Below are 23,987 nucleotides of genomic sequence, written 5' to 3'. Positions count from 1 at the left end.
GGGGTAGGGAAAAAGGAATTCAAGGAAAAGATTATAACAAAATCTGAGTTGTAAAGTGGGTTTTAAACAAAAAAGAATTTTGGCAAATGAAGTGATAATCGCTAAAATGACTGATAATTTTATTAAATTTCACAAAATATTGAGTTATGTCCACGAAAAATAATTTTATTTTCCCCACTTACGTTCAAATGTATCCTTATTCCAAGGATCGCCCTTTTCTCAAACAAGTGCGGGAAAAATTACGTTATTATGGCTATAAATGGCTCTATCAAAAGCAATGTAGCCAATTAGTGGATTTTCTTAATACAGAAACTCAATGGCAGCCTTTATTTACACAAGATTATTATCGTATCAATACAATTCTTACTACTTTTTGCGATAAACGCTTTTCTGCTTCAGAACGTTTAACGGCGATTACGGAGAATTTACGTTTGGCAGAAGAGAAAATGGGACGTTCGCTTTGCCAACAATTATTGGAACAACAAAATATCGTGTTAACGCAATTAACTGATGATTTGCGTTTATCTTTGAGTATCAATCATATCGATCCATTTGAAGGGTATTTTTCTATTAATATTCGCAATCAACATAATGAGCGAGTATATGATGCTTCTTTCACTTTTTTGAGCCCGAATAAATTGCTTATCGCCTCGATTCAAGGCCCTTCAAGTGACAATGCTCAAGAACTTGTAAAACAGGCTACGAAAGCATTGCACGGTATGCGTCCAATGTTTCTGTTGGTTAATGCATTCAAAATGCTTGCTGAAAAATGGCAATGTGAGTTAGTGGGTATTCCGCACAAAGCACAAGGAAAATATCGTCTTTCTGCGCGCAGTAAGATTTTGTTTAATTACGATGAGTTCTGGCAAGAGAATCAAGGGGAATATCGCCATAATTATTGGCAATTACCTTTAGATCTTGAACGCAAACAATTAGAAGATATCGCAAGTAAAAAACGTTCTATGTATCGTAAACGTTATGAAATGTTAGACCAAATGGCATTGGATATTCAGCAACTTTAACGAAGAAAGTGCGGTAAAAATGAGAGAAATTTTTACCGCACTTTTCAATTAATTTTCTTGTTTTTTCACTTCATTCCACAATAAATCTAATTCAATAAGTGGCACATCATTAACTTGCTTACCTTGTTGTTGAACCGCTTGTTCTACTGCTCGAAAACGACGTTCAAATTTTAAATTTGCTTTCCGTAATGCATCTTCAGGATCACATTTTAAGTGGCGAGCAAGATTGACGGTTGCGAACAATAAATCGCCCATTTCCTCTTCCACTTTATTTTGTTCAATCGAAGTGCGGTTCATTTCAGCTTGAACTTCTTCTAATTCTTCCCGCACTTTGTCTAATACGGGTGAAATTTCTTCCCAATCAAACCCTACTTTTGAACAACGTTTTTGTAATTTTGCTGCTCGCGTAAGAGAAGGTAAAGCACGAGGCACATTATCTAAAATAGAGGTTTCTTCACTTTTACCTTGTTTTTCTTTGGCTTTCATTTCGTTCCAACGGGAAAGGGCTTCTGTTTCGTCCCCCGCTTTTGCATCGCCAAACACGTGGGGATGACGGCGCACAATTTTTTCAGCGACATCTTGTAACACATCGTCAAAAGTAAAGTATTTATCTTCTGTAGCAAGTTGGCTGAAGAAAACGACTTGTAACAATAAATCCCCTAATTCTTCGCGTAAATTTGGTATATCTTTTTTCTCAATCGCTTCAATTACTTCGTAAGTTTCTTCCGTTAAGCAGGGAATCATGGATTCATAATTTTGTTTTAAATCCCAAGGGCATCCGCCATTTGGATTACGAAGTTGGGCAATGAGTTGGATAAAATCTTGAATGGAGTAGCGCATAATTTTATTTCCTTTGATGGAATGTTTTGGATAGTATAACGAAGGATAAAAATGGTGCAAATACCATCGCTTTTTAGGCGTATTTTCTTTATACTTTGCACATTAAAACATTATTGATAAAGCTGGGAAAAATGGAAAAAATTATTATCGACCACGATCGTTTTCTTCGCACGATTTCGCGTATTTCTCACGAAATTATTGAAAAACATCAAACGTTGGATGATCTTGTTATTGTTGGGATTAAACGCCGTGGCGCGGAAATTGCAGAATTATTACAACGTCGAGTTGAAGAATTAAGTGGTATAAATTTACCCTCAATGGAGCTGGATATCACCTTTTATCGCGATGATTTAACTTTGGTTGATCAGGAAGATAAAATGCCAGTTTATAGTGGTTCATCACAATATTTGAATATTCAAGATAAAACCGTCATTTTGGTTGATGATGTGTTGTTTACTGGTCGAACCATTCGAGCTGCAATGGATGCTCTGACTGATTTTGGTCGTGCTGCAAAAATTGAATTAGTGATTTTTGTTGATCGTGGCCATCGTGAATTACCAATTCGCGCTGATTATGTAGGCAAAAATGTGCCAACAAGCCGTGATGAACTTGTACAAGTTCGCACTGAAAAACAAGATGGCTGTTACGAAGTTGCCATCCTAGGGAAATAAATCTTGCCTATTGTGAACCTTCAGTAGAATTGTTACTCTAACCAACGTTATTGACTCTTTTTTGATGAGATGAAAATGAAAAAATTTATTCTAAAATCTTTTTTATTGGCTACTTTAGGTTGTGTTGCTTTTACTTCTATGGCTCAAGCTGGGGAACGTGTTGTCGCAACAGTAGATGGTATTCCTATTTTAGAAAGCCAAGTTCGTGCAAATATAGGTAAAAAAGGCGATCGCCAAAGTGCACTTGATAAAATTATTGATGATATTTTAGTGCAGAAAGCAATTCAAGAATCAGGTGTAAAAATTGATCCGCATGAAATTGATCATATTGTGGAAGACACTGCAGCTAGAAATGGCTTAACTTATGGTCAATTTTTGGATGCGTTAGATTATCAAGGCATTTCATTAAATGCATTTCGTCAGCAAATTGCCAATCAAATGGTGATGGGGGCTGTACGTAACAAAGCTATTCAAGAAAGTATTGATGTAACGCGTGAAGAAGTGGTTGCACTTGGTCAAAAAATGTTAGATGAAGCAAAATCACAAGGCAGCGCACAAAAAGTTACAGGTAAAGAATACGAAGTGCGTCACATTTTGTTAAAACTTAACCCGATATTAAATGATGCACAAGCCAAAACAGAATTAACCAGAATCCGTTCTGATATTATTGCAGGTAAAACAACTTTCGCTGATGCCGCATTAAAATATTCTAAAGATTATTTATCGGGTGCGAATGGCGGTAGTTTAGGTTATGCGTTCCCAGAAACTTATGCACCACAGTTTGCGCAAACCGTCGTGAAAAGTAAACAAGGTGTGATTTCTGCACCATTTAAAACTGAGTTTGGTTGGCATATTTTGGAAGTAACTGGCACACGTGACGGCGATCTTACAGCAGAAGCCTACACACAAAAAGCGTATGAACGTTTAGTAAATACTCAATTACAAGATGCAACAAAGGATTGGGTTAAAGCATTGCGTAAAAGAGCGAATATTCAGTATTTTAATAAATAACAAAGTATCAAAAATAAAGGGGCTTAATTGCCCCTTTTGTTGTTTTTTATTTTCTCTTTCTTATATCTTATGAAGAAATTTTTAATTGCGATTTTACTTTTAATTTTGATTTTAGCGGGCGTGGCGAGTTTTGCTTATTACAAAATGACTGAATTTGTAAAAACACCAGTAAATGCGCAGGCAGATCAGCTTTTAACGATTGAACGTGGCACAACAGGTTCAAAATTAGCCGCACTTTTTGAGCAAGAAAAGTTAATTGATGATGGGAAATTATTACCTTATTTACTGAAGTTGAAACCTGAGCTAAATAAAATAAAAGCAGGAACTTATTCTCTTAAGGGTGTGAAAACGTTGCAAGATTTATTGGATATCATTAATTCCGGCAAGGAAGCGCAATTTAGTGTGAAGTTTATTGAAGGTAAAACGTTCAAGGAATGGCGTAAAAACCTTGAAAACGCACCGCACTTAAAACAAACCTTGCAAGGTAAAAGTGATAAAGAAATTATGGCGTTATTGGATATTCCAGCCATTGCAAAAGCCGTTTACGAATGGAATAACATGGATGGGTGGTTGTATCCAGATACCTATAATTACACGCCAAACTCAACAGATCTTGAATTATTAAAACGTTCAACGACTCGTCTACAAAAAGCCTTAGATAAAGCGTGGAATGAACGTGATGAAAACCTCCCATTAGCGGATCCGTATCAGATGCTGATTTTGGCTTCTATTGTGGAGAAAGAAACGGGGATTGCGGCGGAGCGCCCACAAGTGGCTTCCGTATTTATTAATCGCTTAAGAGCCAATATGAAACTACAAACTGACCCAACCGTGATTTATGGAATGGGTGAGAGTTATACCGGTAATATTCGTAAGAAAGATTTGGAAACGATAACCCCTTACAATACCTATATGATTGAGGGGCTACCACCAACACCAATTGCGATGGTGAGTGAGAGTGCTTTACAAGCTGTGGCTCATCCAGCAAAAACAGACTTTTATTATTTTGTTGCCGATGGAAATGGCGGCCATAAATTTACTCGTAATCTGAACGAGCATAATAAAGCCGTGCAAGAATATTTACGTTGGTATCGCAGCCAGAAAAATGCCAAATAAAAAGTGCGGAAGAAAATATGAAAGGAAAATTTATTGTCATTGAAGGTTTGGAAGGTGCGGGGAAAAGCTCTGCTCATCAGTCTGTTGTGCGAGTTTTGCATGAACTTGGTATTCAAGACGTCGTATTTACACGCGAGCCTGGTGGAACCCCGTTGGCAGAGAAATTACGTCATCTAATTAAACATGAAACTGAAGAACCTGTGACAGCGAAAGCAGAGTTATTAATGCTTTATGCAGCTCGTGTTCAGTTGGTGGAAAATGTGATTAAACCTGCCTTAATGCAAGGAAAATGGGTGGTAGGTGATCGCCATGATATGTCATCTCAGGCATATCAAGGGGGGGGACGTCAATTAGACCCGCATTTTATGCTCACCTTGAAAGAAACCGTATTAGGTGATTTTGAGCCAGATCTCACGATTTATTTGGATATAGATCCGAGCGTTGGTTTAGCGCGAGCTCGTGGACGTGGCGAGTTAGATCGTATTGAGCAAATGGATTTAGATTTTTTCCATCGCACTCGAGCACGCTATTTAGCGTTAGTAAAAGATAATCCAAAAGCAGTAATGATTAATGCAGAGCAGAGTATTGAACTTGTTCAAGCTGATATCGAAAGAGCGGTTAAAAATTGGTGGAAATCAAACGAAAAATGACCGCACTTTTAAAATAAAAAATCGGCAGAAAATTTTCCTGCCGATTTTTTTGTTACTACTAAACTTAAAACGTCCACTGTAAATTCAGCGCACCTTGTTTAGCGTGGTGATGTTTGCCTGTTTGGCGATTGAATGTGGCTTGTAAAGTTAAGTGAGATTTGATTTTCACTGCTACACCTAATTGGCTCTCAATTGCCGTCTTATTGTTCATCACTCGACGCTCTCCGTCCATTTCTACCCCGAAAGGTTTTTGTTGGTAAATTGAATTGACAGCAACAAATGGTTGGAAAATGACGCCATTAGTGAAAGCAAATTGTGCTTTAGCTTGAACGCCCACTCGGCTTTGTAATTGGCGAGAGCCAAGTAAATTCACGTGGGCATTTTCGCTATCGCTGAATTTTCCGTTTACCCCCAAATAAGTCAATTGTGCCTGTGGTTGTAGGTAAACACGAACACGGTTGCCTTTTTCAGTGAAGTGTTCCGCCAATAACGCATTGTAACCCGCTTCAATTGAGGCGGTAATACCTTTTGAAGTAAAACGTTCTGTGCCATCTTCAGTGTTAATGTGGTGGCGGAAGCGTTGATATTGTACCCAGCTATCAACATACGCACCTGTCTGTTTGTCCTGAAGTTGGTGCCAAGTGGCGTAAACGCCTGCACCAAAGCCTTTCACATTTCCCGTTGTAAGATTGTCTGTATCTGGATTGCGGAAAGTGCTGCGTTGTTCTGCTTGTCCGCCCATTAAGCCAATAGAAAGTTGATTACTTTTGTTTTGCCACGTGAATACTTCGCCGCCGAGTTGCACACCTTTACGATTGCTTTCTACAGGTGCTGTTTTACCTTGCACCCATTGGTTGGAATGTCCGTCAATCACACGCAACCACAAGCCTTTGCGTGGTAAAGTGCGGTCGAAAATATCGCTGTTTTTGTCGTTCAAACGTAGGTTGAATAAAGTATTGGCAGCTTGAGCCTGTTGTGCATAGGAGGCGACAAGATGAGTTGGAATTGGAATGGCGAGTTTTTCTACACCGATACAAAAACCGTTTGGACATTGTCGTAAAAATAAACGATATCTGCCTTTTTTATATTCTTCTAAAAGATAAAACGCATTCGGTTCAACATCGGTTTCTGTTTTGATGAGTTGTCGGTAAGTCAGGTTTTTTAAATTGTTTAAGGCTTTTTCTTCAAAAACAATAGCCGTTTTCCCTGTTACTTTGCTTTTTAACGTTAATACGGGCTTGTCAGCCTCTCTTTCGCTTAAATCATAAGCAAAGTGAATACTCGAATAATCCGCATAATGGTCTTCCGAGCTATTCTGATAAATGTATTCTGAGTTACTATGATAACCTATATCTTTGCCATATGCACTTTGAAAATATTTTTCGACTGATGGGGTATTATCGGAGGTTGGTCTAATGCGACTTTCGCCTACAACAAGGCTTTCATTTTTTGTGTTAAAACGAATATGACTATTGTATAAATGCAAATAACTGACATCAGAATCCCAACGGGGTTCCCAAAGAGAATTTTCTAGTTTTAATTCGTAGAGATGAATAACTTGTCCAATGACGTGAGAATTTTCGGAAACTTTTAATCCAGGAAAAGGGAGAGCGAGCATAGATCCATCCAGATATACATGTGAACGTCTTATGTACTGTTTATAATACAAGTCAGCAACATTACCAACAGCAAGAATTTCACTGTTAATATTGCTATGTTTTACTGTTCCATAAGACTTGAAAATACCATTACCATATTCTAGATGTGTGACGTCACCTACTTTTCCATTTTTTGGGTAAAAAATATATTTCCAATAGGTAGTATCCTCTTTTTTTAAGATTGCTCTGAGTTTATTAATATATTGTTTAGCTTCTTCTTCCGTATTGCCATTTCTTTCTTTAACGCCAAATCCCTGCACGAAAGCAGCCGTGTAGCCGGGGGTATAAGGGCTGTCGAAAAAAGAGAGCTTTTTGTCAGGATTAATATTATCTAAGCTACTAAAACTCTTGTCATACAAAATTGGATACACGAAATTTCCTGTTGCCGCCCCCTCAATGTCATGACTGAGAATAGGTTTTCCATCAAAATCATTTCCTAGATCTTTTGGCAAATCAAGCCTGAATAGATCATCTTTCCAATATTCACTATTTCTATCGCGGAGTTTTTTTAAGCGGGTAATTTCATCATCAGTGAGCTTGGTTTTGTCGTAAACGTAATCAACAGCCAAAAGCGGAGAGGTATAAAGAATAGAAAAAAATAGACTTACAATAAATGATTTTTTAAACTTCTGCTTGCTTGCTTGCTTGCTTGCTTGCTTGCTTGCTTGCTTGCTTGCTTGCTTGCTTGCTTCGAGTTTCATAATAAATTTTCCTTTGTCAAGTAAAAATAAATGGGGCGTGGATTCTAGTATAAAACTGAACAAAAAAATACCATTTGGTTCAAATTTTTTCTATTTATTTCTTATTTATTAAAAGTAAACGTTTGCTTTTTGCTATTTTGTCAAGCCAGTTTGAAAATGTGTATAATTACCCTCGTTATTCACAAAATTTCTGGAAAAATGACCGCACTTTATCCTTGGCTAATGCCAATTTATCATCAAATTGCTCAAACCTTTGACGAAGGGTTGGGGCATCATGCTGTGCTGATTAAAGCTGATTCTGGTTTAGGCGTAGAGAGTTTATTTAATGCACTTGCACAGAAAATAATGTGTGTAGCTCAAGGCGATAAACCTTGTGGTCAATGCCATTCTTGTCATTTAATGCAAGCCCATAGCCATCCAGATTATCATGAATTAAGCCCCATTGACGGTAAGGATATTGGCGTTGATCAAGTACGCGATATTAATGAAATGGTTGCTCAGCACGCACAACAAAACGGCAATAAAGTGGTGTATGTACAAGGTGCAGAACGTTTAACGGAAGCGGCTGCTAATGCATTATTGAAAACATTAGAAGAGCCTCGTCCAAATACTTATTTTTTACTTCAAGCGGATAGTTCGGCAAGTTTGTTAGCAACTATTTACAGTCGATGTCAAGTGTGGAATCTGTCTGTGCCTAATGAACAAATGGCTCTTGATTGGTTGAAATCAAAAAGTGCGGTAGAAAATCAGGAAATTTTGACCGCACTTGCGATGAATCTTGGGCGTCCGCTTTTAGCATTAGAAACGTTACAAGAAGGATTTATTGAACAGCGTAAAAACTTCTTGCGTCAATTTTGGGTGTTCTATCGCCGACGTTCGCCATTGGAATTGCTTCCGTTGTTTGATAAAGAACGCTATGTTCAGCAAGTGGATTGGATTTTGGCTTTTCTTTCTGATTGTTTAAAGCATAAACTTGAAATTGATAGTCATCGACAAGTGGCTGATCTCGGGCGTGGTATCGAACAATTCAGCGATGAGCAAACCGCTCTTGGTTTATTACAAGCAATCAAAATTATGCAAAAAGTGCGGTCAGATTTGCTGACGATTAATGGCGTGAATGTTGAGTTAATGCTATTAGATGGCTTGACGCGATTAGTCACAGAAGTATTTGAAACGCAATAAATTAAAGATATATCGTCTATGGCGTTCAAGCCTTAGGCATAAGGAAAATAATTATGTTCATTGTAGATTCCCACTGCCATTTAGATGCGTTGGATTATGAAAATTTACATAAAAATATCGCAGATATGGTGGAAAAAGCGCATGCGCGTGATGTGAAACATTTGCTCGCGATTGGTGTAACCTTAAGCCGTTTTGAGCAGGCTTATGACTCTTTACGGGGATTTAATAATGTCTCGCTTGCTTGCGGTGTCCATCCCCTTGATTTTGAAGAGGAACCTTATGACGCAGAACGCTTATTGCGTTTAGCGCAAGATCCGAAAGTGATTGCTATTGGCGAAATTGGCTTAGATTATTATTACAGTGCGGACAATAAAGCGGCGCAACAAGCGGTGTTTGGCAGCCAAATCGATATTGCAAACCAATTAGATAAGCCTGTGATTATTCATACACGTTCTGCAGGCGATGACACCATTGCAATGTTACGCCAACATCATGCTGAAAAGTGCGGTGGCGTTATTCATTGTTTTACGGAAACCATGGAATTTGCGAAAAAAGCGTTGGATTTAGGTTTTTACATTTCTTGTTCTGGCATTGTCACCTTTAAAAATGCTGAAGCGATTCGTGAGGTTATTCGTTATGTGCCAATGGATCGCTTATTGGTGGAAACAGATTCGCCTTATCTTGCGCCAGTGCCTTACAGAGGAAAAGAAAATCAACCAGCGTATACGAGAGAAGTATGTGAATACGTGGCAACCTTAAAGGGCGTTTCTGCCGAGGTGTTTGCTCAAATCACTACACAAAATTTCGAGCGTTTATTTAAAATTCGTGTAGAATAAATGCACAGTTCTGACAAGGGAAAAGTATGCGAAAGTTTTTTAAATATTTCTTATTTATTGTTGTTTTTTTATTCCACGGTTTTATGTTTTCTGTGGTGAATTATGTATTTCCTCATTACGATGTGACACGTGTTACTGGCGTAGAAGTTAAACGTGTTGATAAAGATGGCCCAATCACAAAATCGAATCCAGCTGATGGCCCAACACGTGATGTGTATTACATCAATACGCAAAATGATGATGGCAAAATTATGGTGTATCGCAATGAAGATACACGTTGGGGTTTCCCGTTCTACTTCAAATTTGGATCAGCCAATTTACAGGCTGAAGCGCAGGCTTTGGGTAATGACAACAAACTTGTGCAAATTAAATACTATGGTTGGCGTATTACGATGATGGATGAATACCGTAATGCAACCTCAATTAAAGAAATTACTGTTGATGATACACCAAGCAATCCGATTGTTTCGTGGATTTTATATGTATTCTTGCTGGCGACATTATTTTTGTTTATCCAATTTATTCGCGGCTGGTTTGACAGCGACAAGTAATCTCCCAAACGGCCGCAAAGTGCGGTCGTTTTCTTTTATATTTTTGAGTAATGATTATGGAATTATTTCATACTATTTTAGCGATTGTGGCTTTAATTTTAAGTAGTGCAGTTGTTTCTTCTGCTGAAATTTCTCTGGCGAGTTCTCGCAAATTAAAATTACAATCTCTTGCGAACGAAGGCGACGTGCGTGCGCTTCAAGTGCTTAAATTGCAAGAGCATCCTGGTCGTTTTATTACGGTGGTTCAAATTTTGTTGAATATGGTGGCGATTTTGGGTGGGGGAATTGGCGAAAGTGCGTTAAGTCCTTACATTGCAGATATTTTAAATCGTTCTTTTGAAGGAAGTTGGATTGAGCCAACCGCCTCTACAATCGCTTTTATATTAGTGACTTGTTTGTTTATTTTATTTGCTGATCTTATTCCAAAACGTATTGCCATTACTTATCCTGAAATGGTGGCGTTGCGTGTTGTGGGTATTATGAATTTTAGTATGTATCTGTTTAAACCGCTTGTGTGGTTATTTGATACGCTTGCTAATGTCTTTTTCCGTCTATTTCGCATTTCTACTGTGCGTGAAGATGGCATGACCTCTGAAGATATTTTCGCCGTAGTTGAAGCAGGCGCGGAAGCTGGTGTGTTGAAAACTCAAGAGCATTATTTGATCGAAAATATTTTCGATATGCAATCCCGTACAGTGACTTCCACCATGACTACGCGTGAAAATATCGTGTATTTAGACCGCACTTTTTCTCGCCAAGAAGTCATGGATACGCTTTCTCGTGATTCTCATTCTAAAATTGTGATTTGTGACAATAGCCTAGACAAAATCTTAGGTTATGTAGAATCCCATACGTTGCTCACTATGTATTTGCAGAATGAAAATGTGGTGCTCACAGATCCTAAACTACTCCGTAAAGCATTATTTGTGCCGGATACGCTTTCTCTTTACGAAGTATTAGAATTGTTTAAATCTACCGGAGAAGATTTTGCGATTATTGTGAATGAATATGCCCTTGTAGTGGGTATCGTTACGCTAAATGATGTCATGAGTATTGTCATGGGGGAATTGGTTTCTAACGAAGAAGAATATATTGTGAGTCGTGATGAAAATTCATGGCTTATTGATGGCGCAACGCCATTAGAAGATGTGACGCGAGTATTAGATATTGAATCTTTCCCAGATGAAGAAAATTACGAAACCATCAGTGGCTTTATGATGTATATGTTACGTAAAATCCCGAAAAAAACCGATTCTGTGGTTTACGGAAAATACAAGTTTGAAGTGATTGATACAGAAAACTTTAAAATCGATCAGATTTTGGTGTCTTTAGTAAAAGAGCAGGAGTAGAAGTGCGGTAAATTTTTATCCATTTCTCTACAAAATTATGTTATAAAACCATAAAAATATGAGGTTAAATATGGAACTAAGACAACAAATTCCAACAGGCTGTATTAAGCAATTCGGGCAATTTGGCGTGCCTTATGTGGTTGGCGAGGTTGCGGAATTTTTGCCGGATGGCGATGCGTTGGTGAATATCACATTGTTACAATCTGGAGAAAAAGACATTTATCGCTTATCTCACCTACTTGAAGATCCTGAAGCTGAATAAGGAAAACTATGTACGCGATTGCTTTTGATTTAGTTGTAAAAGACACTCAAGATTATCATCCAAAGGGCGTTCAACAGGCTTATACAGACATTGGCGCAACCTTAGCAAAATTTGGTTTTGTTAGAACACAAGGAAGTTTATATACCAATACGAATGAAGATATGGCGAATCTTTTTCAGGCAATGAATGCACTAAAACAGTTGGCATGGATTTCTCAGTCTGTACGAGATATTCGCGCTTTTCGTATTGAGCAATGGTCTGACTTCACTGACTTTATACGAAATTAAGCATTTGTTTAAATGGAGCTTATAGGCTTCCTTGCTTAATCCCACGCAGCCAGTATAATGGCTGCGTTTTTATTGATTCTCAATCAGGTATGACTATGTTTAAAAAAATCTCTGTTTTATTTTTTACGTTAATGTTGGCAGGTTGTTCTTCTTGGTCATCGGTTACCAACTATATTCCATTTATGGGGAACGATAAAAAAGTGATTGATTTAGATAAAGATAAAATCGATCAGAAATCCTATGCAGCAGCTTATGAAGCGACTGTGGCGACATATAAAGGTCGCGTGAATGAAAATTTCTTTGTAGATAATTTTGCAAGTGGTGCCAATGATTGGTATTTAGGCCGTATTTTAGTTCCTGTGAAACAAATTCAGGATAAACTTTACACTGGCGGCCATGATTCTGATGTATATGCTTATTATAGCGGCGTGTTACATGCAGAAGCATTGCAAGCGAACCTTAAACGTTTGAGTGCAAATTGTTGGGAAAAAGTGGATTCGCAAAGCATGACTCAAGGTATTTATGATGCAATGCGTGATTTGCAAAAAGGCAAAGATCGCGGTGAAAATGATGAATATATTGCGCAAGGTAGCGAAGCACTGCTGAAAGCCTGCACATCTAAATAATTGTTTTTCAACAAGCTGCTGGTCGATTTATTTCACCAGCAGCTTTATTTTTAAATTATTAAGGAGCAAGAATGTTAGAACTTTCGGAAAGCAACATTCATTTAAATGCTAACGCAGCTGATAAACAACAAGCGATTGAAATGGTAGCGTCCGCATTGGTTCAAGCAGACAATGTGGAAAATGGTTACTTACAAGGAATGCTAGTGCGCGAACAGCAAACCTCAACCTTTTTAGGCAATGGCATCGCTATTCCTCATGGCACCTTGGATACTCGTTCGATGGTAAAGAAAACGGGAGTGCAAGTGTTTCAATTTCCTCAAGGCATAGAATGGGGCGAAGGAAATATTGCTTATGTCGTGATTGGTATTGCAGCGCGCTCTGATGAGCATTTGTCTTTGTTGCGCCAGCTTACTCATGTGTTGAGCGATGAAGATACCGCAGCGAGATTAGCAAAAATCACTGATATTGCTGAATTTCGCGCGATTTTAATGGGTGAAACTATCGAACCGTTTGAAATTCCTGCTGCCAATATCAGTTTAGATGTAGATACCCAAAGTTTATTAACTTTAGTCGCGATTAATGCAGGGCAATTGCAGGTGCAAAGTGCGGTGGAAAATCGCTTTATTTCTGAGGTGATTAATAATGCGGCATTACCGCTTGGCAAAGGGTTATGGGTAACGGATTCTGTTGTAGGAAATGTGAAAAATGCCTTGGCATTTAGTCGTGCCAAAACGATTTTTAGCCACAATGGCAAAGCGGTAAAAGGCGTGATAACTGTTGCAGCCGTCAGTGATCAAATTAATCCAACTTTGGCGCGTTTATTAGATGATGACGTTCAAACAACCTTGCTCAATGGTAATTCAACAGAAATTTTGACCGCACTTTTGGGTTCATCGAGTGATGTTGAAACTCAATCAGTAGAAGGTGCCGTTGTAGGAACCTTTACGATTCGTAATGAACACGGTTTACATGCGCGTCCAAGTGCAAATTTGGTTAATGAAGTGAAAAAATTCACTTCGAAAATTACCGTGCAAAATCTTGCTCGTGAAAGTGAAGTTGTTAGCGCAAAAAGCTTGATGAAGATTGTTGCGCTTGGTGTAATGCAAGGACATCGTTTACGTTTTGTGGCGGACGGGGAAGATGCAAAACAAGCTATTGAAGCATTGGGCAAAGTGATTGCTGATGGCTTGGGTGAGAATGTTTCTGCGGTGCCGCCATCTGAACCAGACACCATTGAGATTATGGGGGAACAAATTCACGCACCAGCAGTGGTAAGCGAAGATCATAACTTGCCAGCAAATGCCATTGAAGCCGTGTTTGTGATTAAGAATGAACACGGTTTGCACGCCCGCCCAAGTGCAGTGTTGGTAAACGAAGTGAAAAAATATAATGCCTCTGTGGCAGTTCAAAATCTTGATCGTAATTCCCAATTAGTGAGCGCGAAAAGCTTGATGAAAATTGTGGCATTAGGCGTAGTGAAAGGGACTCGTTTACGTTTTGTTGCGACGGGCGATGAAGCGCAACAAGCTATTGACGGAATCGGTGCTGTGATTGAATCGGGTTTAGGGGAATAGTATGGCAAGAGTCGTAACCATTACCTTAAATGCCGCCTATGATTTAGTCGGGCGTTTAAATCGTATCCAACTTGGTGAAGTAAATACCGTAGAAACTCTTGGCTTATTTCCTGCAGGGAAAGGCATTAATGTCGCAAAAGTACTAAAAGATTTAGGCATTGATGTTGCAGTAGGCGGTTTCTTGGGCGAGGATAATTCAGCTGATTTCGAGCAAATGTTTAATAAGCACGATTTGGAAGATAAATTCCACCGTGTGGATGGCAAAACGCGTATCAATGTAAAAATTACCGAGACCGAAGCGGATGTGACAGATTTAAATTTCTTGGGATATCAAATAAGCCCACAAGTTTGGCAACAATTTGTGACGGATTCTTTGGCTTATTGTTTAGATTATGACATTGTCGCAGTTTGTGGCAGTTTACCTCGAGGTGTATCTCCAGAATTATTTGCTGATTGGTTGAGTCAGCTTCACCAAGCTGGCGTAAAAGTTGTGCTTGATAGTAGCAATGCTGCGCTCACCGCTGGATTAAAAGCGAAACCTTGGCTAGTAAAACCCAATCATCGAGAACTTGAGGCTTGGGTTGGTCATTCATTAAATAGTCTTGAAGAAATTATTTCCGCTGCACAGCAACTCAAAGCGGAAGACATTGAAAACGTGATTATTTCAATGGGCGCAAAAGGTTCTTTATGGATTAATAATGAAGGCGTGCTCAAAGCCGAACCACCAAAATGTGAAAATGTAGTGAGTACTGTTGGGGCGGGCGATTCCATGGTAGCGGGTTTAATCTATGGTTTTGAAAAAGGTTTATCGAAAGCAGAAACCTTAGCTTTTGCTACGGCTGTGTCTGCTTTTGCGGTGTCTCAAAGTAATGTCGGTGTAAGTGATTTGAGTTTACTTGACCCCATTTTAGAAAAAGTACAAATAACGATGATTGAAGGATAGTATGAAGTTATTTTTAACCCAATCAGCTAATGTAGGTGATGCGAAAGCCTATTTATTACATGAAGTTTTTCGAGCAGCTGCACAAAAAGCGAATGTCTCTATTGTAGAAACACCAACCGAAGCAGATCTTGTTCTCGTATTTGGTTCTGTATTACCAAATAACCCTGCATTAGTTGGTAAAAAAGTCTTTATTATCGGCGAAGCTATCGCTATGATTTCCCCTGAAGTCACGCTGGCAAATGCCTTAGCCAATGGGGCAGATTATGTTGCACCGAAAAGTGCGGTAAGTTTTACGGGTGTTTCTGGTGTAAAAAATATTGTTGCGGTAACTGCTTGTCCAACTGGCGTTGCACATACGTTTATGTCAGCCGAAGCGATCGAAACCTATGCTAAAAAACAAGGTTGGAATGTAAAAGTTGAAACCCGTGGTCAAGTTGGGGCTGGCAATGAAATTACGGCAGAAGAAGTTGCCGCGGCTGATTTGGTATTTGTTGCAGCAGATATTGATGTGCCTTTAGATAAATTTAAAGGTAAGCCAATGTATCGCACTTCAACAGGATTAGCCCTGAAGAAAACCGAGCAAGAATTTGATAAAGCATTTAAAGAAGCCAAAATTTTTGATGGTGGAAATAATGCGGGAGTGAAAGAAGAAAGCCGTGAGAAAAAAGGTGTGTATAAACACTTAATGACTGGCGTTTCTCATATGTTACCGTTAGTTGTTGCGGGTGGGTTGTTGATCGCGATTTCCTTTATGTTCAGTTTTAATGTGATTGAAAATACAGGAATCTTACAAGATCTTCCTGATGTACTAATGAATATTGGCGGAGGTGTGGCGTTTAAATTAATGATCGCCGTATTTGCTGGCTATGTTGCATTTTCTATCGCTGATCGTCCAGGGCTTGCAGTTGGTTTGATTGCGGGGATGCTGGCAAGTGAGGCGGGTGCAGGGATTCTTGGCGGTATTATTGCTGGTTTCTTAGCGGGCTATGTGGTGAAAGGGCTAAATGTGATTATTCGATTACCAGCAAGCCTGACTTCATTAAAACCGATTTTAATTTTACCTCTCTTGGGTTCGATGATTGTTGGTTTGACGATGATTTACCTGATCAATCCACCAGTGGCTGAAATTATGAAAGAGCTAAGTAATTGGCTTACTTCAATGGGAGAAGTGAATGCGATTGTGTTAGGCGCAATTATCGGTGCAATGATGTGTATCGATATGGGCGGGCCGGTAAATAAAGCAGCATACACCTTTTCTGTTGGATTGATTGCATCCCAAGTTTATACGCCAATGGCTGCGGCAATGGCCGCTGGTATGGTTCCACCAATTGGTATGACAGTGGCGACTTGGATTGCTCGCAATAAATTCACCGTTAGCCAACGCGATGCGGGGAAAGCATCATTCGTTCTTGGTTTATGTTTTATTTCCGAAGGTGCATTACCATTTGTGGCAGCAGATCCAATTCGAGTCATTATTAGCTCAGTGATTGGTGGTGCGGTGGCGGGTGCGATTTCAATGGGATTAAATATTACATTACAAGCTCCACACGGCGGATTATTTGTCATTCCATTTGTATCTGAGCCATTAAAATATCTTGGTGCAATCGCGATTGGTGCTTTATCAACAGGTGTCGTTTACGCCATTATTAAATCGAAAAACAATGCGGAATAATACCGCACTTTGAATGTAAAAAGCCGATTCAAGTGAATCGGCTTTTGTTTTGGAAGAGATTTATTTTTCACGATCGTCGATCGTTTGTAGCAAATAATTTCCTTCTGCGTCAGCAAGACTACGGAAACCTACATTCGTGATTTTGTAGGGATACTTCGTTCGATAAGTAAAGTTTTCGTGATGATGTCCGTGGAATACTTGCTTAACCCCCATCTTCATTGCCAAATCATTGATTACTTGGAAACCCATCGGATGTGGTTTAGGGGCTTCGTGACAAATCAACACATCAGCCTGTTGGTTTTCTAAGATTTCAATGTCTGATGGGAAAATTGACGTGCGATGACGCAAAGGCACACCGCCTCGCCAGATTTTTTCTTGTGGGCTATATTGGCAATAATGAATAGGATCAAAAAACATGGGGCGATTTGGTGGCATCCAGATTTGCCCGCGGAATACACCGCCTAACCCAGCAATGCGAGTACCTTGAATATCAACTACGCGATTGTGTAAATTCCGTGATTGCCATTCAGAGCCCCAAATCGCATCAAAAGCACTAATTGTTTTGCTATCATGATTTCCATGAATAAACCAAATATCACAATGTTGAGCAAGCTTATCCAACTCATCCGTTGTGGTGAGCTGTAAATCGCCTAAAATTATGAGGGCGACATTCTCCTGTTCGCTCACAAAAGGGTAAATATGATCGTAGCTTCCGTGTGGATCACCGGCAAATAAGATCATTGATGTTTTCCTTTTATAATAAATGGACTATTTTGCAATTCACTGATTTCTTCTTCATTTAGCACTTTCTCAATGACTGCTTTCACTTGGTTATAGCGATCAAGATAACTTGGCGATTCAATCTCTATATAAGGAACTTTATATTTATCTAACAGTTTTTTGAGTAGTTGTTGAAATTGTTGGCGTTGTTTTTGTGAGCCTAAGCTGCGTAAACCATCATCCACCCATTCAGTATTGTTTTTAAGCAAAATGGTGACGTCGAAGGGATACTCTTTAATCATCGAGTCTAAAAATGGATGGGCTTTTCCTTCATATTGAATGCAGAACGCTTGCGTGGTGATGAAATCCGTATCAATAAATGCAATTTTATGAGCATGGCGCACGGCATAATCAATGTATCGTTGATGACCAAGAGCCATTTGCGGATAGTCAGAATATTGCATCGCTTGCTCGTCGCCGCCTAGCTTTTCAAATACAAATTCACGCCCGTATTCCCATGCAGAAGTGGTATTAAATACGGCGGCTAACTTATTAACTAGCACGCTTTTACCACTGCTTTCTCCACCTAAAATCGCCACCGTTTTGGCAAAGAAAGGGCGAACTTCTTTCGGAATAAATTTCCAATATTGGAATGGTGTGGTACGAATTTTTGTGGCGGACACATTAAAGAAAGTGCGGTCAGGATCGACTAACGAAACCTCTAAACCTAGGTATTTCTCGTAAGGTGCTTTATCTTGAGGTTCGCTACTAAATACAATTGAAGGCTCAAAATGTTTTTCATGAAATAGGGTTTTAACTGCTTCACTCCAAGATTGCCAGCCGTTTGGATAACTCGGAATACCGTCTTCAACCAAATGATGAATAAAAATCTGATTTTTTTGATATTTGAAAATTTGTTGCATCCAACGCAAACGATCTTGCACGGTTGGCATACGTTTCATTTTACTATCGTAAAATAATTTCAAATCGCGCTCCGTATCACTACATACGATAACGTGTAGCTCATCGACTTTACTGAACGCTTCATAAATCATATTTATATGGCCTGTGTGTACAGGATAAAATTTCCCGAAAATCACACCGACTTTTTTCTCTTTTGCTTTTGACATAATCCGCTCTTGATAGCGTAAGAATTGAGTGCGTTTATTGTAGGCTAAATGAAAATATTTTTCACGTTCTGATTTAGTGCCTAGGTATTTTGCGCTATACTTAGTGCGCATTCTCAGGGCAGGGTGAAATTCCCTACCGGTGGTAAAGCCCACGAGCGTTTAAAAGTGCGGTCAATTTTTAGCAAATTTTCCCTGCTAAATTGTCCTGATTTTCACTTTTAAAGTCAGCAGATTTGGTGAAATTCCAAAGCCGACAGTAAAGTCTGGATGAAAGAGAATAAAACGAGTTGGCTTCCCAAATCGTTCATTTTATTTGCATTTCTCAGCCCTGATTCTGGTATTTAATTGAAATCTCAAATTAGGAAATTACTATGAATCAGTCAATTTTATCTCCATTCGGCAATACCGCTGAAGAACGCGTACTTAATGCAATTAATGCCTTCAAAAATGGAAATGGTGTATTAGTTTTAGATGATGAAGATCGTGAAAATGAAGGCGATTTAATTTTCCCGGCAGAAACAATCACGTCAGAACAAATGGCAAAATTAATTCGTTATGGCAGTGGTATAGTTTGTTTATGCATTACTGATGAACGTTGTAAACAACTCGATTTACCGCCAATGGTAGAACGCAATAATAGTGTAAACAAAACGGCTTTTACGGTGACAATAGAAGCTGCAAAAGGTGTTTCTACAGGCGTATCTGCCGCAGACCGAGTAACCACTATTCAAACGGCGATTGCAGATAATGCACTTCCAACAGATTTACATCGTCCTGGTCATGTCTTTCCACTTCGTGCAGCAAATGGGGGTGTACTTACCCGCCGAGGACATACTGAAGCTTCCGTTGATTTAGCGCGTCTAGCAGGGTTTAAAGAAGCAGGCGTTATTTGTGAAATCACGAATGACGACGGCACAATGGCTCGCGCCCCTGAGATTGTAGAATTTGCAAAAAAATTTGGTTATTCGGTGCTAACCATTGAAGATTTGGTTGAATATCGTTTAACGCATAATATTTAGCATGAAGAAGTGCGGTGAAAATTTCTATGATTTTTCACCGCACTTTTTATATTATACTGTTCCATCTTTTTATTTATTTTGGTAACTTTTATGCACAGCACAGCACAGCACAGCACAGCACAGCACAGCACAGCACAGCACAGCACAGCACAGCACAGCACAGCACAGCACAATTATGTCATTAGTTTAACGACTGAGCAAAAACGCCGTAAACATATTACCGAAGAATTCGGTAAGCAGAATATTCCTTTTGCATTCTTTGATGCTATCACGCCTGATCTTATTGAAGAAACCGCTAAAAAATTTAATATCATCTTTGACCGTTCATCAAAAGCAACTTTGTGTGATGCTGAGATAGCCTGTGCATTAAGCCATATCGTTTTATGGAATTTCGTTTTAGAAAATAATTTAGATTATATTAATATTTTTGAAGACGATATTTATTTGGGAGAAAATGCAAAAGAATTGTTGAATATTGATTATATACCTGAAGATACTGATATATTGAAGTTAGAAGCTCATGGAAAAATAATTTATGGAAAGCGTGAGCAAATAAAATGTAATAGAAATATTTCCCGATTGAAATTCAAACATACTGGAATGGCTGGCTATTCAATCACAGCTAAGGGGGCTAGATATTTATTGAATAACATAAGAAATAAACAACTTTATCTTGCTATTGATACTCTAATTTTTGATGAATTATTAGGACAAAAAGATTATAAAGTTATGCAACTTTCCCCTGCAATATGCGCTCAAAGTTTTATTCTGCATGATGAAAATTATTTTGAGAGTAGTTTGCATAATGGTAGGGAAAGAGTGCATAAAAACCAAATTCCCGCTAAACCTTTAGCTAAAATAAAAAATGAACTAATTAGAATAAAAAAACGGATATTCGGAAAACAAGTGCCATTTAAATAACAAAAGAGCGGTTAAAAATCTTATTAAATTTTAACCGCACTTTTTTGTTTATTCTACTTCTGGTAAATTTATTGCACCTTCATAACCTAATTGTCGCCACGCTTCATAGACCGTCACTGCAACAGAATTAGATAAGTTCATACTGCGGCTATTGGCTGTCATTGGAATGCGAATTTTTTGTTCCATCGGCATTTCATTTAAAATTGACATAGGAATGCCGCGAGTTTCGGGCCCAAACATTAAATAATCACCGAGTTCAAACTTCACCTGGCTATGAGCTGGACTGCCTTTTGTTGTGAGTGCAAAGAGACGTTTGGGTTTTTCGCTTTCTAAAAAGGCTTCAAAAGTCTTGTGGCGTTTGATTTCCGCAAATTCGTGGTAATCTAAACCTGAGCGGCGTAAGCGTTTATCATCCCAAGTAAACCCTAGCGGTTCAATTAAGTGTAAGCGAAACCCTGTATTGGCACAAAGGCGAATAATGTTACCGGTATTTTGTGGGATTTCTGGTTCATATAAAACGATATCTAACATAATTTTTCTCTAATTCTGATATAAACGATAACTCACCATTCCTGTCGTTTTTTCTTTCAATAACGTCCAGTTTTCAGGTGTGATGAGCGGTTTATCTTTCTCTGTTTCTACGTAAATTAACGCATTGGGTTTTAGCCAATTATTTTCACAAAGCAAGTTAATTGCTTGTTCTGCCAAATTAAAATGAAAGGGTGGATCTAAAAACACCACGTCAAAGTGCGGTTGATTTTGTGGCTGTTTTAGAAAATCCAAACTACTTTGATTAATCACTTCAGCCTGTTCTGATGAGCATTTGAGTGTTTGTAAATTCTTTTTTAATTGATCAGCGATAGTTTTATCTAGTTCTAAAAAAGTCACTTTTTTCGCTTGGCGAGAAAGTGCCTCAAAACCTAATGAGCCACTCCCCGCAAAGCCATCTAAACATTCAGCTTGGTGGATATAAGGCATTAACCAATTAAAAAGCGTTTCTTTCACTCTATCGCCAGTTGGGCGTAAGCCTTCTGAATTTAATACGGGAAGTTTTCGCCCTCGCCACAGTCCAGCAATAATGCGAACCTCGCCCTTTGCATTTGGCGTTTGTATTTTTTTCATAAAGATTCGATTTTTATTGAAAATTGTGCTTAGTTTAGACGATTTTTTGCTAGAATAAACGACATTTTTATCGGATTACAGTTAAGAGAGCATTTTATGGCTGAAGAAAATAAAAAAGGCGGATTTTGGGCATCGTTATTTGGACGTAATAAAAAGCAAGATGAACTTAAAATTGAGCCAATAATTGAAGAAGAAAAGATAAAAGATATCGAGCCGTCTATTGAAAAACTTGAAACTCATGATTTAGTTGAAGAACCGTCTGAATTAGAGTCAGTAGAAAGTGCGGTGGAATCTGAGCCGTTTTTAGTAGAAAGCATTGAAACGAATGAAATCGTTGAAGAAGAAAAAATACAGGAAATTTCAACCGCACTTGAGCCGATTGAAGAAATCATCGAAGCGAAAAATTTAGAAGATGACTTTCCGATTACAGAAACAGTGGTTGAATCTGAAATTGTTGAAGATATTAAAAATGAGCTTCAGCCTGTTGTTGAAATTGAAACTCGCGAAAAACCAAGTGAAGGGGGCTTTTTTAGTCGTTTAGTTAAGGGATTACTGAAAACTAAACAAAATATTGGCGCAGGTTTTCGTAGTTTTTTCTTAGGAAAGAAAATTGATGATGAGCTGTTTGAAGAATTAGAAGAACAACTTTTGATTGCAGATATTGGCGTGCCGACAACAAGTAAAATCATCAAAAATTTGACTGAACATGCAAGCCGCAAAGAATTACAAGATGCAGAGCTTTTATATCAACAATTAAAAGTAGAAATGGCGGATATTCTTGAGCCAGTAGCACAACCGTTAGAGATTGATAGCACGAAAAAACCTTATGTGATTTTAATGGTGGGCGTAAATGGCGTGGGTAAAACGACGACAATTGGTAAACTTGCACGTAAATTTCAGGCTGAAGGAAAATCAGTGATGCTTGCAGCGGGCGATACTTTCCGCGCGGCGGCTGTTGAGCAGCTTCAAGTTTGGGGCGAGCGCAATCGTATTCCAGTTGTTGCGCAAAGCACGGGGTCTGATTCTGCGTCGGTGATTTTTGATGCGATGCAATCAGCGGCTGCACGCAATATTGATATTCTTATTGCGGATACGGCGGGTCGTCTGCAAAATAAAAATAACTTAATGGACGAACTGAAAAAAATTGTTCGTGTTCTGAAAAAATATGACGAAACTGCGCCACATGAAATTATGCTTACGCTGGATGCTGGCACGGGACAAAATGCCATTAGCCAAGCGAAGTTATTTAATGAGGCTGTGGGTTTAACAGGAATCTCTCTAACAAAATTAGATGGCACGGCAAAAGGTGGCGTGATTTTTGCCATAGCCGATCAGTTTAAGTTGCCTATTCGCTATATCGGTGTAGGCGAGAAAATTGAAGATTTACGTGAGTTTAATGCTAAAGAATTTATTGAGGCATTATTCGTTCATGAAGAAGAATAAAAAGAATAAGGAAAAATTGTGATTAAGTTCTCAAATGTTTCTAAAGCCTATCATGGTGCAACGCAGCCCGCGTTACAGGGCTTGAATTTTCATCTTCCTGTGGGAAGTATGACTTACTTGGTTGGGCATTCAGGCGCAGGGAAAAGTACATTACTCAAGCTTATTATGGGGATGGAAAAAGCCAATGCGGGTCAAATTTGGTTTAACGGACACGATATTACTCGCTTGTCGAAATATGAAATTCCATTTCTGCGTCGCCAAATTGGTATGGTTCACCAAGATTATCGTTTATTAACAGATCGTACTGTAGTAGAAAATGTGGCATTGCCATTGATTATTGCAGGTATGCATCCAAAAGATGCGCATACACGTGCGATGGTATCTTTAGATCGTGTAGGATTACGTAATAAAGCGCACTATTTGCCACCACAAATTTCTGGCGGTGAGCAGCAACGCGTTGATATTGCGCGTGCGATTGTGCATAAACCTCAGCTCTTACTAGCAGATGAACCAACGGGTAATTTAGACGATGAACTTTCCGTAGGGATTTTTAATTTGTTTGAAGAATTTAATCGTCTAGGAATGACTGTGTTAATTGCTACTCACGACATTAATTTAATTCAACAAAAACCAAAACCTTGTCTTGTGCTTGAACAAGGTTATTTACGTTATTAAGGAATA

At 38.7% G+C, this 23,987-nt stretch carries 24 protein-coding genes, 1 pseudogene and 1 riboswitch; of the genes and pseudogenes, 19 read left to right on the top strand and 6 right to left on the bottom strand.

The window, feature by feature from the left end; genetic code table 11:
• Positions 1-146: 146 nt before the first annotated feature.
• The gene (locus DV424_RS02840) at positions 147-1,022 is read left to right on the top strand and encodes a VirK/YbjX family protein (protein WP_118858992.1); all 876 of its coding nucleotides are present in this window, start codon (positions 147-149) and stop codon (positions 1,020-1,022) included.
• A 48-nt stretch (positions 1,023-1,070) separates the two neighbouring features.
• On the opposite strand, the gene mazG is transcribed toward DV424_RS02840, so the two are convergent.
• Positions 1,071-1,862, bottom strand: a complete 792-nt coding sequence (gene mazG, locus DV424_RS02835; protein ID WP_118858991.1) for a nucleoside triphosphate pyrophosphohydrolase — start codon at positions 1,860-1,862, stop codon at positions 1,071-1,073.
• Positions 1,863-1,993: 131 nt separating this feature from the next.
• Here mazG and pyrR point away from each other — a divergent pair, with 131 nt between their 5' ends.
• From pyrR to tmk, 4 genes are all read left to right on the top strand, one after another.
• Positions 1,994-2,533, top strand: coding sequence for a bifunctional pyr operon transcriptional regulator/uracil phosphoribosyltransferase PyrR (gene pyrR, locus DV424_RS02830; protein ID WP_005626142.1), 540 nt, complete (start codon positions 1,994-1,996; stop codon positions 2,531-2,533).
• A 75-nt stretch (positions 2,534-2,608) separates the two neighbouring features.
• Positions 2,609-3,544: a peptidylprolyl isomerase gene (locus DV424_RS02825; RefSeq protein WP_192880632.1), complete on the top strand. Its 936-nt coding sequence runs from the start codon at positions 2,609-2,611 to the stop codon at positions 3,542-3,544.
• Positions 3,545-3,613: 69 nt separating this feature from the next.
• On the top strand, positions 3,614-4,660 hold the full coding sequence (gene mltG / locus DV424_RS02820) for an endolytic transglycosylase MltG (RefSeq protein WP_118859046.1): 1,047 nt from the start codon (positions 3,614-3,616) through the stop codon (positions 4,658-4,660).
• Between the two features lie 17 nt (positions 4,661-4,677).
• Positions 4,678-5,310 carry a dTMP kinase gene (gene tmk / locus DV424_RS02815; RefSeq protein ID WP_118858989.1) on the top strand — a complete coding sequence of 211 codons (633 nt, stop codon included), beginning with the start codon at positions 4,678-4,680 and terminating at the stop codon, positions 5,308-5,310.
• Between the two features lie 64 nt (positions 5,311-5,374).
• On the opposite strand, the gene DV424_RS09020 is transcribed toward tmk, so the two are convergent.
• Positions 5,375-7,669 carry an autotransporter outer membrane beta-barrel domain-containing protein gene (locus DV424_RS09020; RefSeq protein ID WP_192880631.1) on the bottom strand — a complete coding sequence of 765 codons (2,295 nt, stop codon included), beginning with the start codon at positions 7,667-7,669 and terminating at the stop codon, positions 5,375-5,377.
• A gap of 198 nt (positions 7,670-7,867) precedes the next feature.
• Here DV424_RS09020 and DV424_RS02800 point away from each other — a divergent pair, with 198 nt between their 5' ends.
• From DV424_RS02800 to DV424_RS02755, 10 genes are all read left to right on the top strand, one after another.
• Positions 7,868-8,851, top strand: a complete 984-nt coding sequence (locus tag DV424_RS02800; protein WP_118858988.1) for a DNA polymerase III subunit delta' — start codon at positions 7,868-7,870, stop codon at positions 8,849-8,851.
• A gap of 53 nt (positions 8,852-8,904) precedes the next feature.
• Positions 8,905-9,687, top strand: coding sequence for a TatD family hydrolase (locus tag DV424_RS02795; RefSeq protein ID WP_118858987.1), 783 nt, complete (start codon positions 8,905-8,907; stop codon positions 9,685-9,687).
• Positions 9,688-9,713: 26 nt separating this feature from the next.
• Positions 9,714-10,238 (top strand): DUF1523 family protein, encoded by a 525-nt coding sequence (locus DV424_RS02790; protein WP_118858986.1) that lies wholly within the window; start codon positions 9,714-9,716, stop codon positions 10,236-10,238.
• Between the two features lie 50 nt (positions 10,239-10,288).
• Positions 10,289-11,587, top strand: a complete 1,299-nt coding sequence (paeA, locus tag DV424_RS02785) for a polyamine export protein PaeA (RefSeq protein WP_118858985.1) — start codon at positions 10,289-10,291, stop codon at positions 11,585-11,587.
• 70 nt (positions 11,588-11,657) lie between these two features.
• A complete protein-coding gene (locus DV424_RS02780) occupies positions 11,658-11,849 on the top strand; it encodes a DUF5397 family protein (RefSeq protein ID WP_012055040.1) in 192 nt (63 codons plus the stop codon).
• Between the two features lie 8 nt (positions 11,850-11,857).
• On the top strand, positions 11,858-12,136 hold the full coding sequence (gene vapD, locus DV424_RS02775; RefSeq protein WP_118785227.1) for a virulence-associated protein VapD: 279 nt from the start codon (positions 11,858-11,860) through the stop codon (positions 12,134-12,136).
• 95 nt (positions 12,137-12,231) lie between these two features.
• Positions 12,232-12,762 carry a hypothetical protein gene (locus DV424_RS02770; protein ID WP_192880630.1) on the top strand — a complete coding sequence of 177 codons (531 nt, stop codon included), beginning with the start codon at positions 12,232-12,234 and terminating at the stop codon, positions 12,760-12,762.
• Positions 12,763-12,833: 71 nt separating this feature from the next.
• Positions 12,834-14,336 (top strand): fused PTS fructose transporter subunit IIA/HPr protein, encoded by a 1,503-nt coding sequence (gene fruB / locus DV424_RS02765; protein ID WP_118858983.1) that lies wholly within the window; start codon positions 12,834-12,836, stop codon positions 14,334-14,336.
• Position 14,337: 1 nt separating this feature from the next.
• Positions 14,338-15,279 (top strand): 1-phosphofructokinase, encoded by a 942-nt coding sequence (fruK, locus tag DV424_RS02760; RefSeq protein ID WP_118858982.1) that lies wholly within the window; start codon positions 14,338-14,340, stop codon positions 15,277-15,279.
• 1 nt (position 15,280) lies between these two features.
• Positions 15,281-16,951, top strand: a complete 1,671-nt coding sequence (locus tag DV424_RS02755) for a fructose-specific PTS transporter subunit EIIC (RefSeq protein WP_118858981.1) — start codon at positions 15,281-15,283, stop codon at positions 16,949-16,951.
• Between the two features lie 60 nt (positions 16,952-17,011).
• Here the strand turns inward: DV424_RS02755 and DV424_RS02750 are convergent, their stop codons facing one another.
• Together DV424_RS02750 and nadR are read right to left on the bottom strand one after the other, a co-directional pair.
• Positions 17,012-17,692: a metallophosphoesterase family protein gene (locus DV424_RS02750; protein ID WP_053466453.1), complete on the bottom strand. Its 681-nt coding sequence runs from the start codon at positions 17,690-17,692 to the stop codon at positions 17,012-17,014.
• A pseudogene (nadR, locus tag DV424_RS02745) lies at positions 17,689-18,930 on the bottom strand (multifunctional transcriptional regulator/nicotinamide-nucleotide adenylyltransferase/ribosylnicotinamide kinase NadR); the annotation flags it as partial. The gene DV424_RS02750 and the pseudogene nadR, both read right to left, overlap by 4 nt.
• Positions 18,907-19,084: riboswitch (FMN riboswitch) on the top strand. (Overlaps the previous pseudogene by 24 nt.)
• Positions 19,085-19,172: 88 nt before the next feature.
• On the opposite strand from nadR, the gene ribB reads away from it, so the two are divergent.
• Entirely contained in the window at positions 19,173-19,820 is a 648-nt protein-coding gene (gene ribB / locus DV424_RS02740) for a 3,4-dihydroxy-2-butanone-4-phosphate synthase (RefSeq protein ID WP_118858979.1), read from the top strand.
• Positions 19,821-19,910: 90 nt separating this feature from the next.
• The gene (locus tag DV424_RS02735) at positions 19,911-20,741 is read left to right on the top strand and encodes a glycosyltransferase family 25 protein (RefSeq protein WP_239993569.1); all 831 of its coding nucleotides are present in this window, start codon (positions 19,911-19,913) and stop codon (positions 20,739-20,741) included.
• A gap of 48 nt (positions 20,742-20,789) precedes the next feature.
• Here DV424_RS02735 and trmL read toward each other — a convergent pair whose 3' ends face one another.
• The gene (gene trmL / locus DV424_RS02730; RefSeq protein WP_118858977.1) at positions 20,790-21,272 is read right to left on the bottom strand and encodes a tRNA (uridine(34)/cytosine(34)/5-carboxymethylaminomethyluridine(34)-2'-O)-methyltransferase TrmL; all 483 of its coding nucleotides are present in this window, start codon (positions 21,270-21,272) and stop codon (positions 20,790-20,792) included.
• A gap of 9 nt (positions 21,273-21,281) precedes the next feature.
• Complete coding sequence (gene rsmD / locus DV424_RS02725) at positions 21,282-21,863, bottom strand: 16S rRNA (guanine(966)-N(2))-methyltransferase RsmD (protein ID WP_118858976.1); 582 nt, start codon at positions 21,861-21,863, stop codon at positions 21,282-21,284.
• 96 nt (positions 21,864-21,959) lie between these two features.
• On the opposite strand from rsmD, the gene ftsY reads away from it, so the two are divergent.
• Together ftsY and ftsE are read left to right on the top strand one after the other, a co-directional pair.
• Positions 21,960-23,306, top strand: coding sequence for a signal recognition particle-docking protein FtsY (gene ftsY, locus DV424_RS02720; protein ID WP_192880629.1), 1,347 nt, complete (start codon positions 21,960-21,962; stop codon positions 23,304-23,306).
• An 18-nt stretch (positions 23,307-23,324) separates the two neighbouring features.
• Positions 23,325-23,981, top strand: a complete 657-nt coding sequence (ftsE, locus tag DV424_RS02715; RefSeq protein WP_118858974.1) for a cell division ATP-binding protein FtsE — start codon at positions 23,325-23,327, stop codon at positions 23,979-23,981.
• The last annotated feature ends 6 nt before the right edge of the window (positions 23,982-23,987 follow it).

The organism is Haemophilus haemolyticus, from assembly GCF_003493605.1.
Lineage (GTDB): Bacteria > Pseudomonadota > Gammaproteobacteria > Enterobacterales > Pasteurellaceae > Haemophilus > Haemophilus haemolyticus_J.
Note: the sequence above shows the minus strand (reverse complement) of the source record. Positions and strands in the feature narration are given on the sequence as shown.

Coding starts and splice junctions, on each gene's coding strand:
- ribB (WP_118858979.1), top strand. CDS start 19,173: ATGAATCAGTCAATTTTATCTCCATTCGGCAATACCGCTGAAGAACGC.
- DV424_RS02755 (WP_118858981.1), top strand. CDS start 15,281: ATGAAGTTATTTTTAACCCAATCAGCTAATGTAGGTGATGCGAAAGCC.
- vapD (WP_118785227.1), top strand. CDS start 11,858: ATGTACGCGATTGCTTTTGATTTAGTTGTAAAAGACACTCAAGATTAT.
- DV424_RS02800 (WP_118858988.1), top strand. CDS start 7,868: ATGACCGCACTTTATCCTTGGCTAATGCCAATTTATCATCAAATTGCT.
- fruK (WP_118858982.1), top strand. CDS start 14,338: ATGGCAAGAGTCGTAACCATTACCTTAAATGCCGCCTATGATTTAGTC.
- DV424_RS09020 (WP_192880631.1), bottom strand. CDS start 7,669: ATGAAACTCGAAGCAAGCAAGCAAGCAAGCAAGCAAGCAAGCAAGCAA.
- ftsY (WP_192880629.1), top strand. CDS start 21,960: ATGGCTGAAGAAAATAAAAAAGGCGGATTTTGGGCATCGTTATTTGGA.
- DV424_RS02840 (WP_118858992.1), top strand. CDS start 147: ATGTCCACGAAAAATAATTTTATTTTCCCCACTTACGTTCAAATGTAT.
- mltG (WP_118859046.1), top strand. CDS start 3,614: ATGAAGAAATTTTTAATTGCGATTTTACTTTTAATTTTGATTTTAGCG.
- DV424_RS02790 (WP_118858986.1), top strand. CDS start 9,714: ATGCGAAAGTTTTTTAAATATTTCTTATTTATTGTTGTTTTTTTATTC.
- paeA (WP_118858985.1), top strand. CDS start 10,289: ATGATTATGGAATTATTTCATACTATTTTAGCGATTGTGGCTTTAATT.
- mazG (WP_118858991.1), bottom strand. CDS start 1,862: ATGCGCTACTCCATTCAAGATTTTATCCAACTCATTGCCCAACTTCGT.
- DV424_RS02795 (WP_118858987.1), top strand. CDS start 8,905: ATGTTCATTGTAGATTCCCACTGCCATTTAGATGCGTTGGATTATGAA.
- DV424_RS02825 (WP_192880632.1), top strand. CDS start 2,609: ATGAAAAAATTTATTCTAAAATCTTTTTTATTGGCTACTTTAGGTTGT.
- fruB (WP_118858983.1), top strand. CDS start 12,834: ATGTTAGAACTTTCGGAAAGCAACATTCATTTAAATGCTAACGCAGCT.
- trmL (WP_118858977.1), bottom strand. CDS start 21,272: ATGTTAGATATCGTTTTATATGAACCAGAAATCCCACAAAATACCGGT.
- DV424_RS02735 (WP_239993569.1), top strand. CDS start 19,911: ATGCACAGCACAGCACAGCACAGCACAGCACAGCACAGCACAGCACAG.
- rsmD (WP_118858976.1), bottom strand. CDS start 21,863: ATGAAAAAAATACAAACGCCAAATGCAAAGGGCGAGGTTCGCATTATT.
- DV424_RS02750 (WP_053466453.1), bottom strand. CDS start 17,692: ATGATCTTATTTGCCGGTGATCCACACGGAAGCTACGATCATATTTAC.
- tmk (WP_118858989.1), top strand. CDS start 4,678: ATGAAAGGAAAATTTATTGTCATTGAAGGTTTGGAAGGTGCGGGGAAA.
- DV424_RS02770 (WP_192880630.1), top strand. CDS start 12,232: ATGTTTAAAAAAATCTCTGTTTTATTTTTTACGTTAATGTTGGCAGGT.
- DV424_RS02780 (WP_012055040.1), top strand. CDS start 11,658: ATGGAACTAAGACAACAAATTCCAACAGGCTGTATTAAGCAATTCGGG.
- pyrR (WP_005626142.1), top strand. CDS start 1,994: ATGGAAAAAATTATTATCGACCACGATCGTTTTCTTCGCACGATTTCG.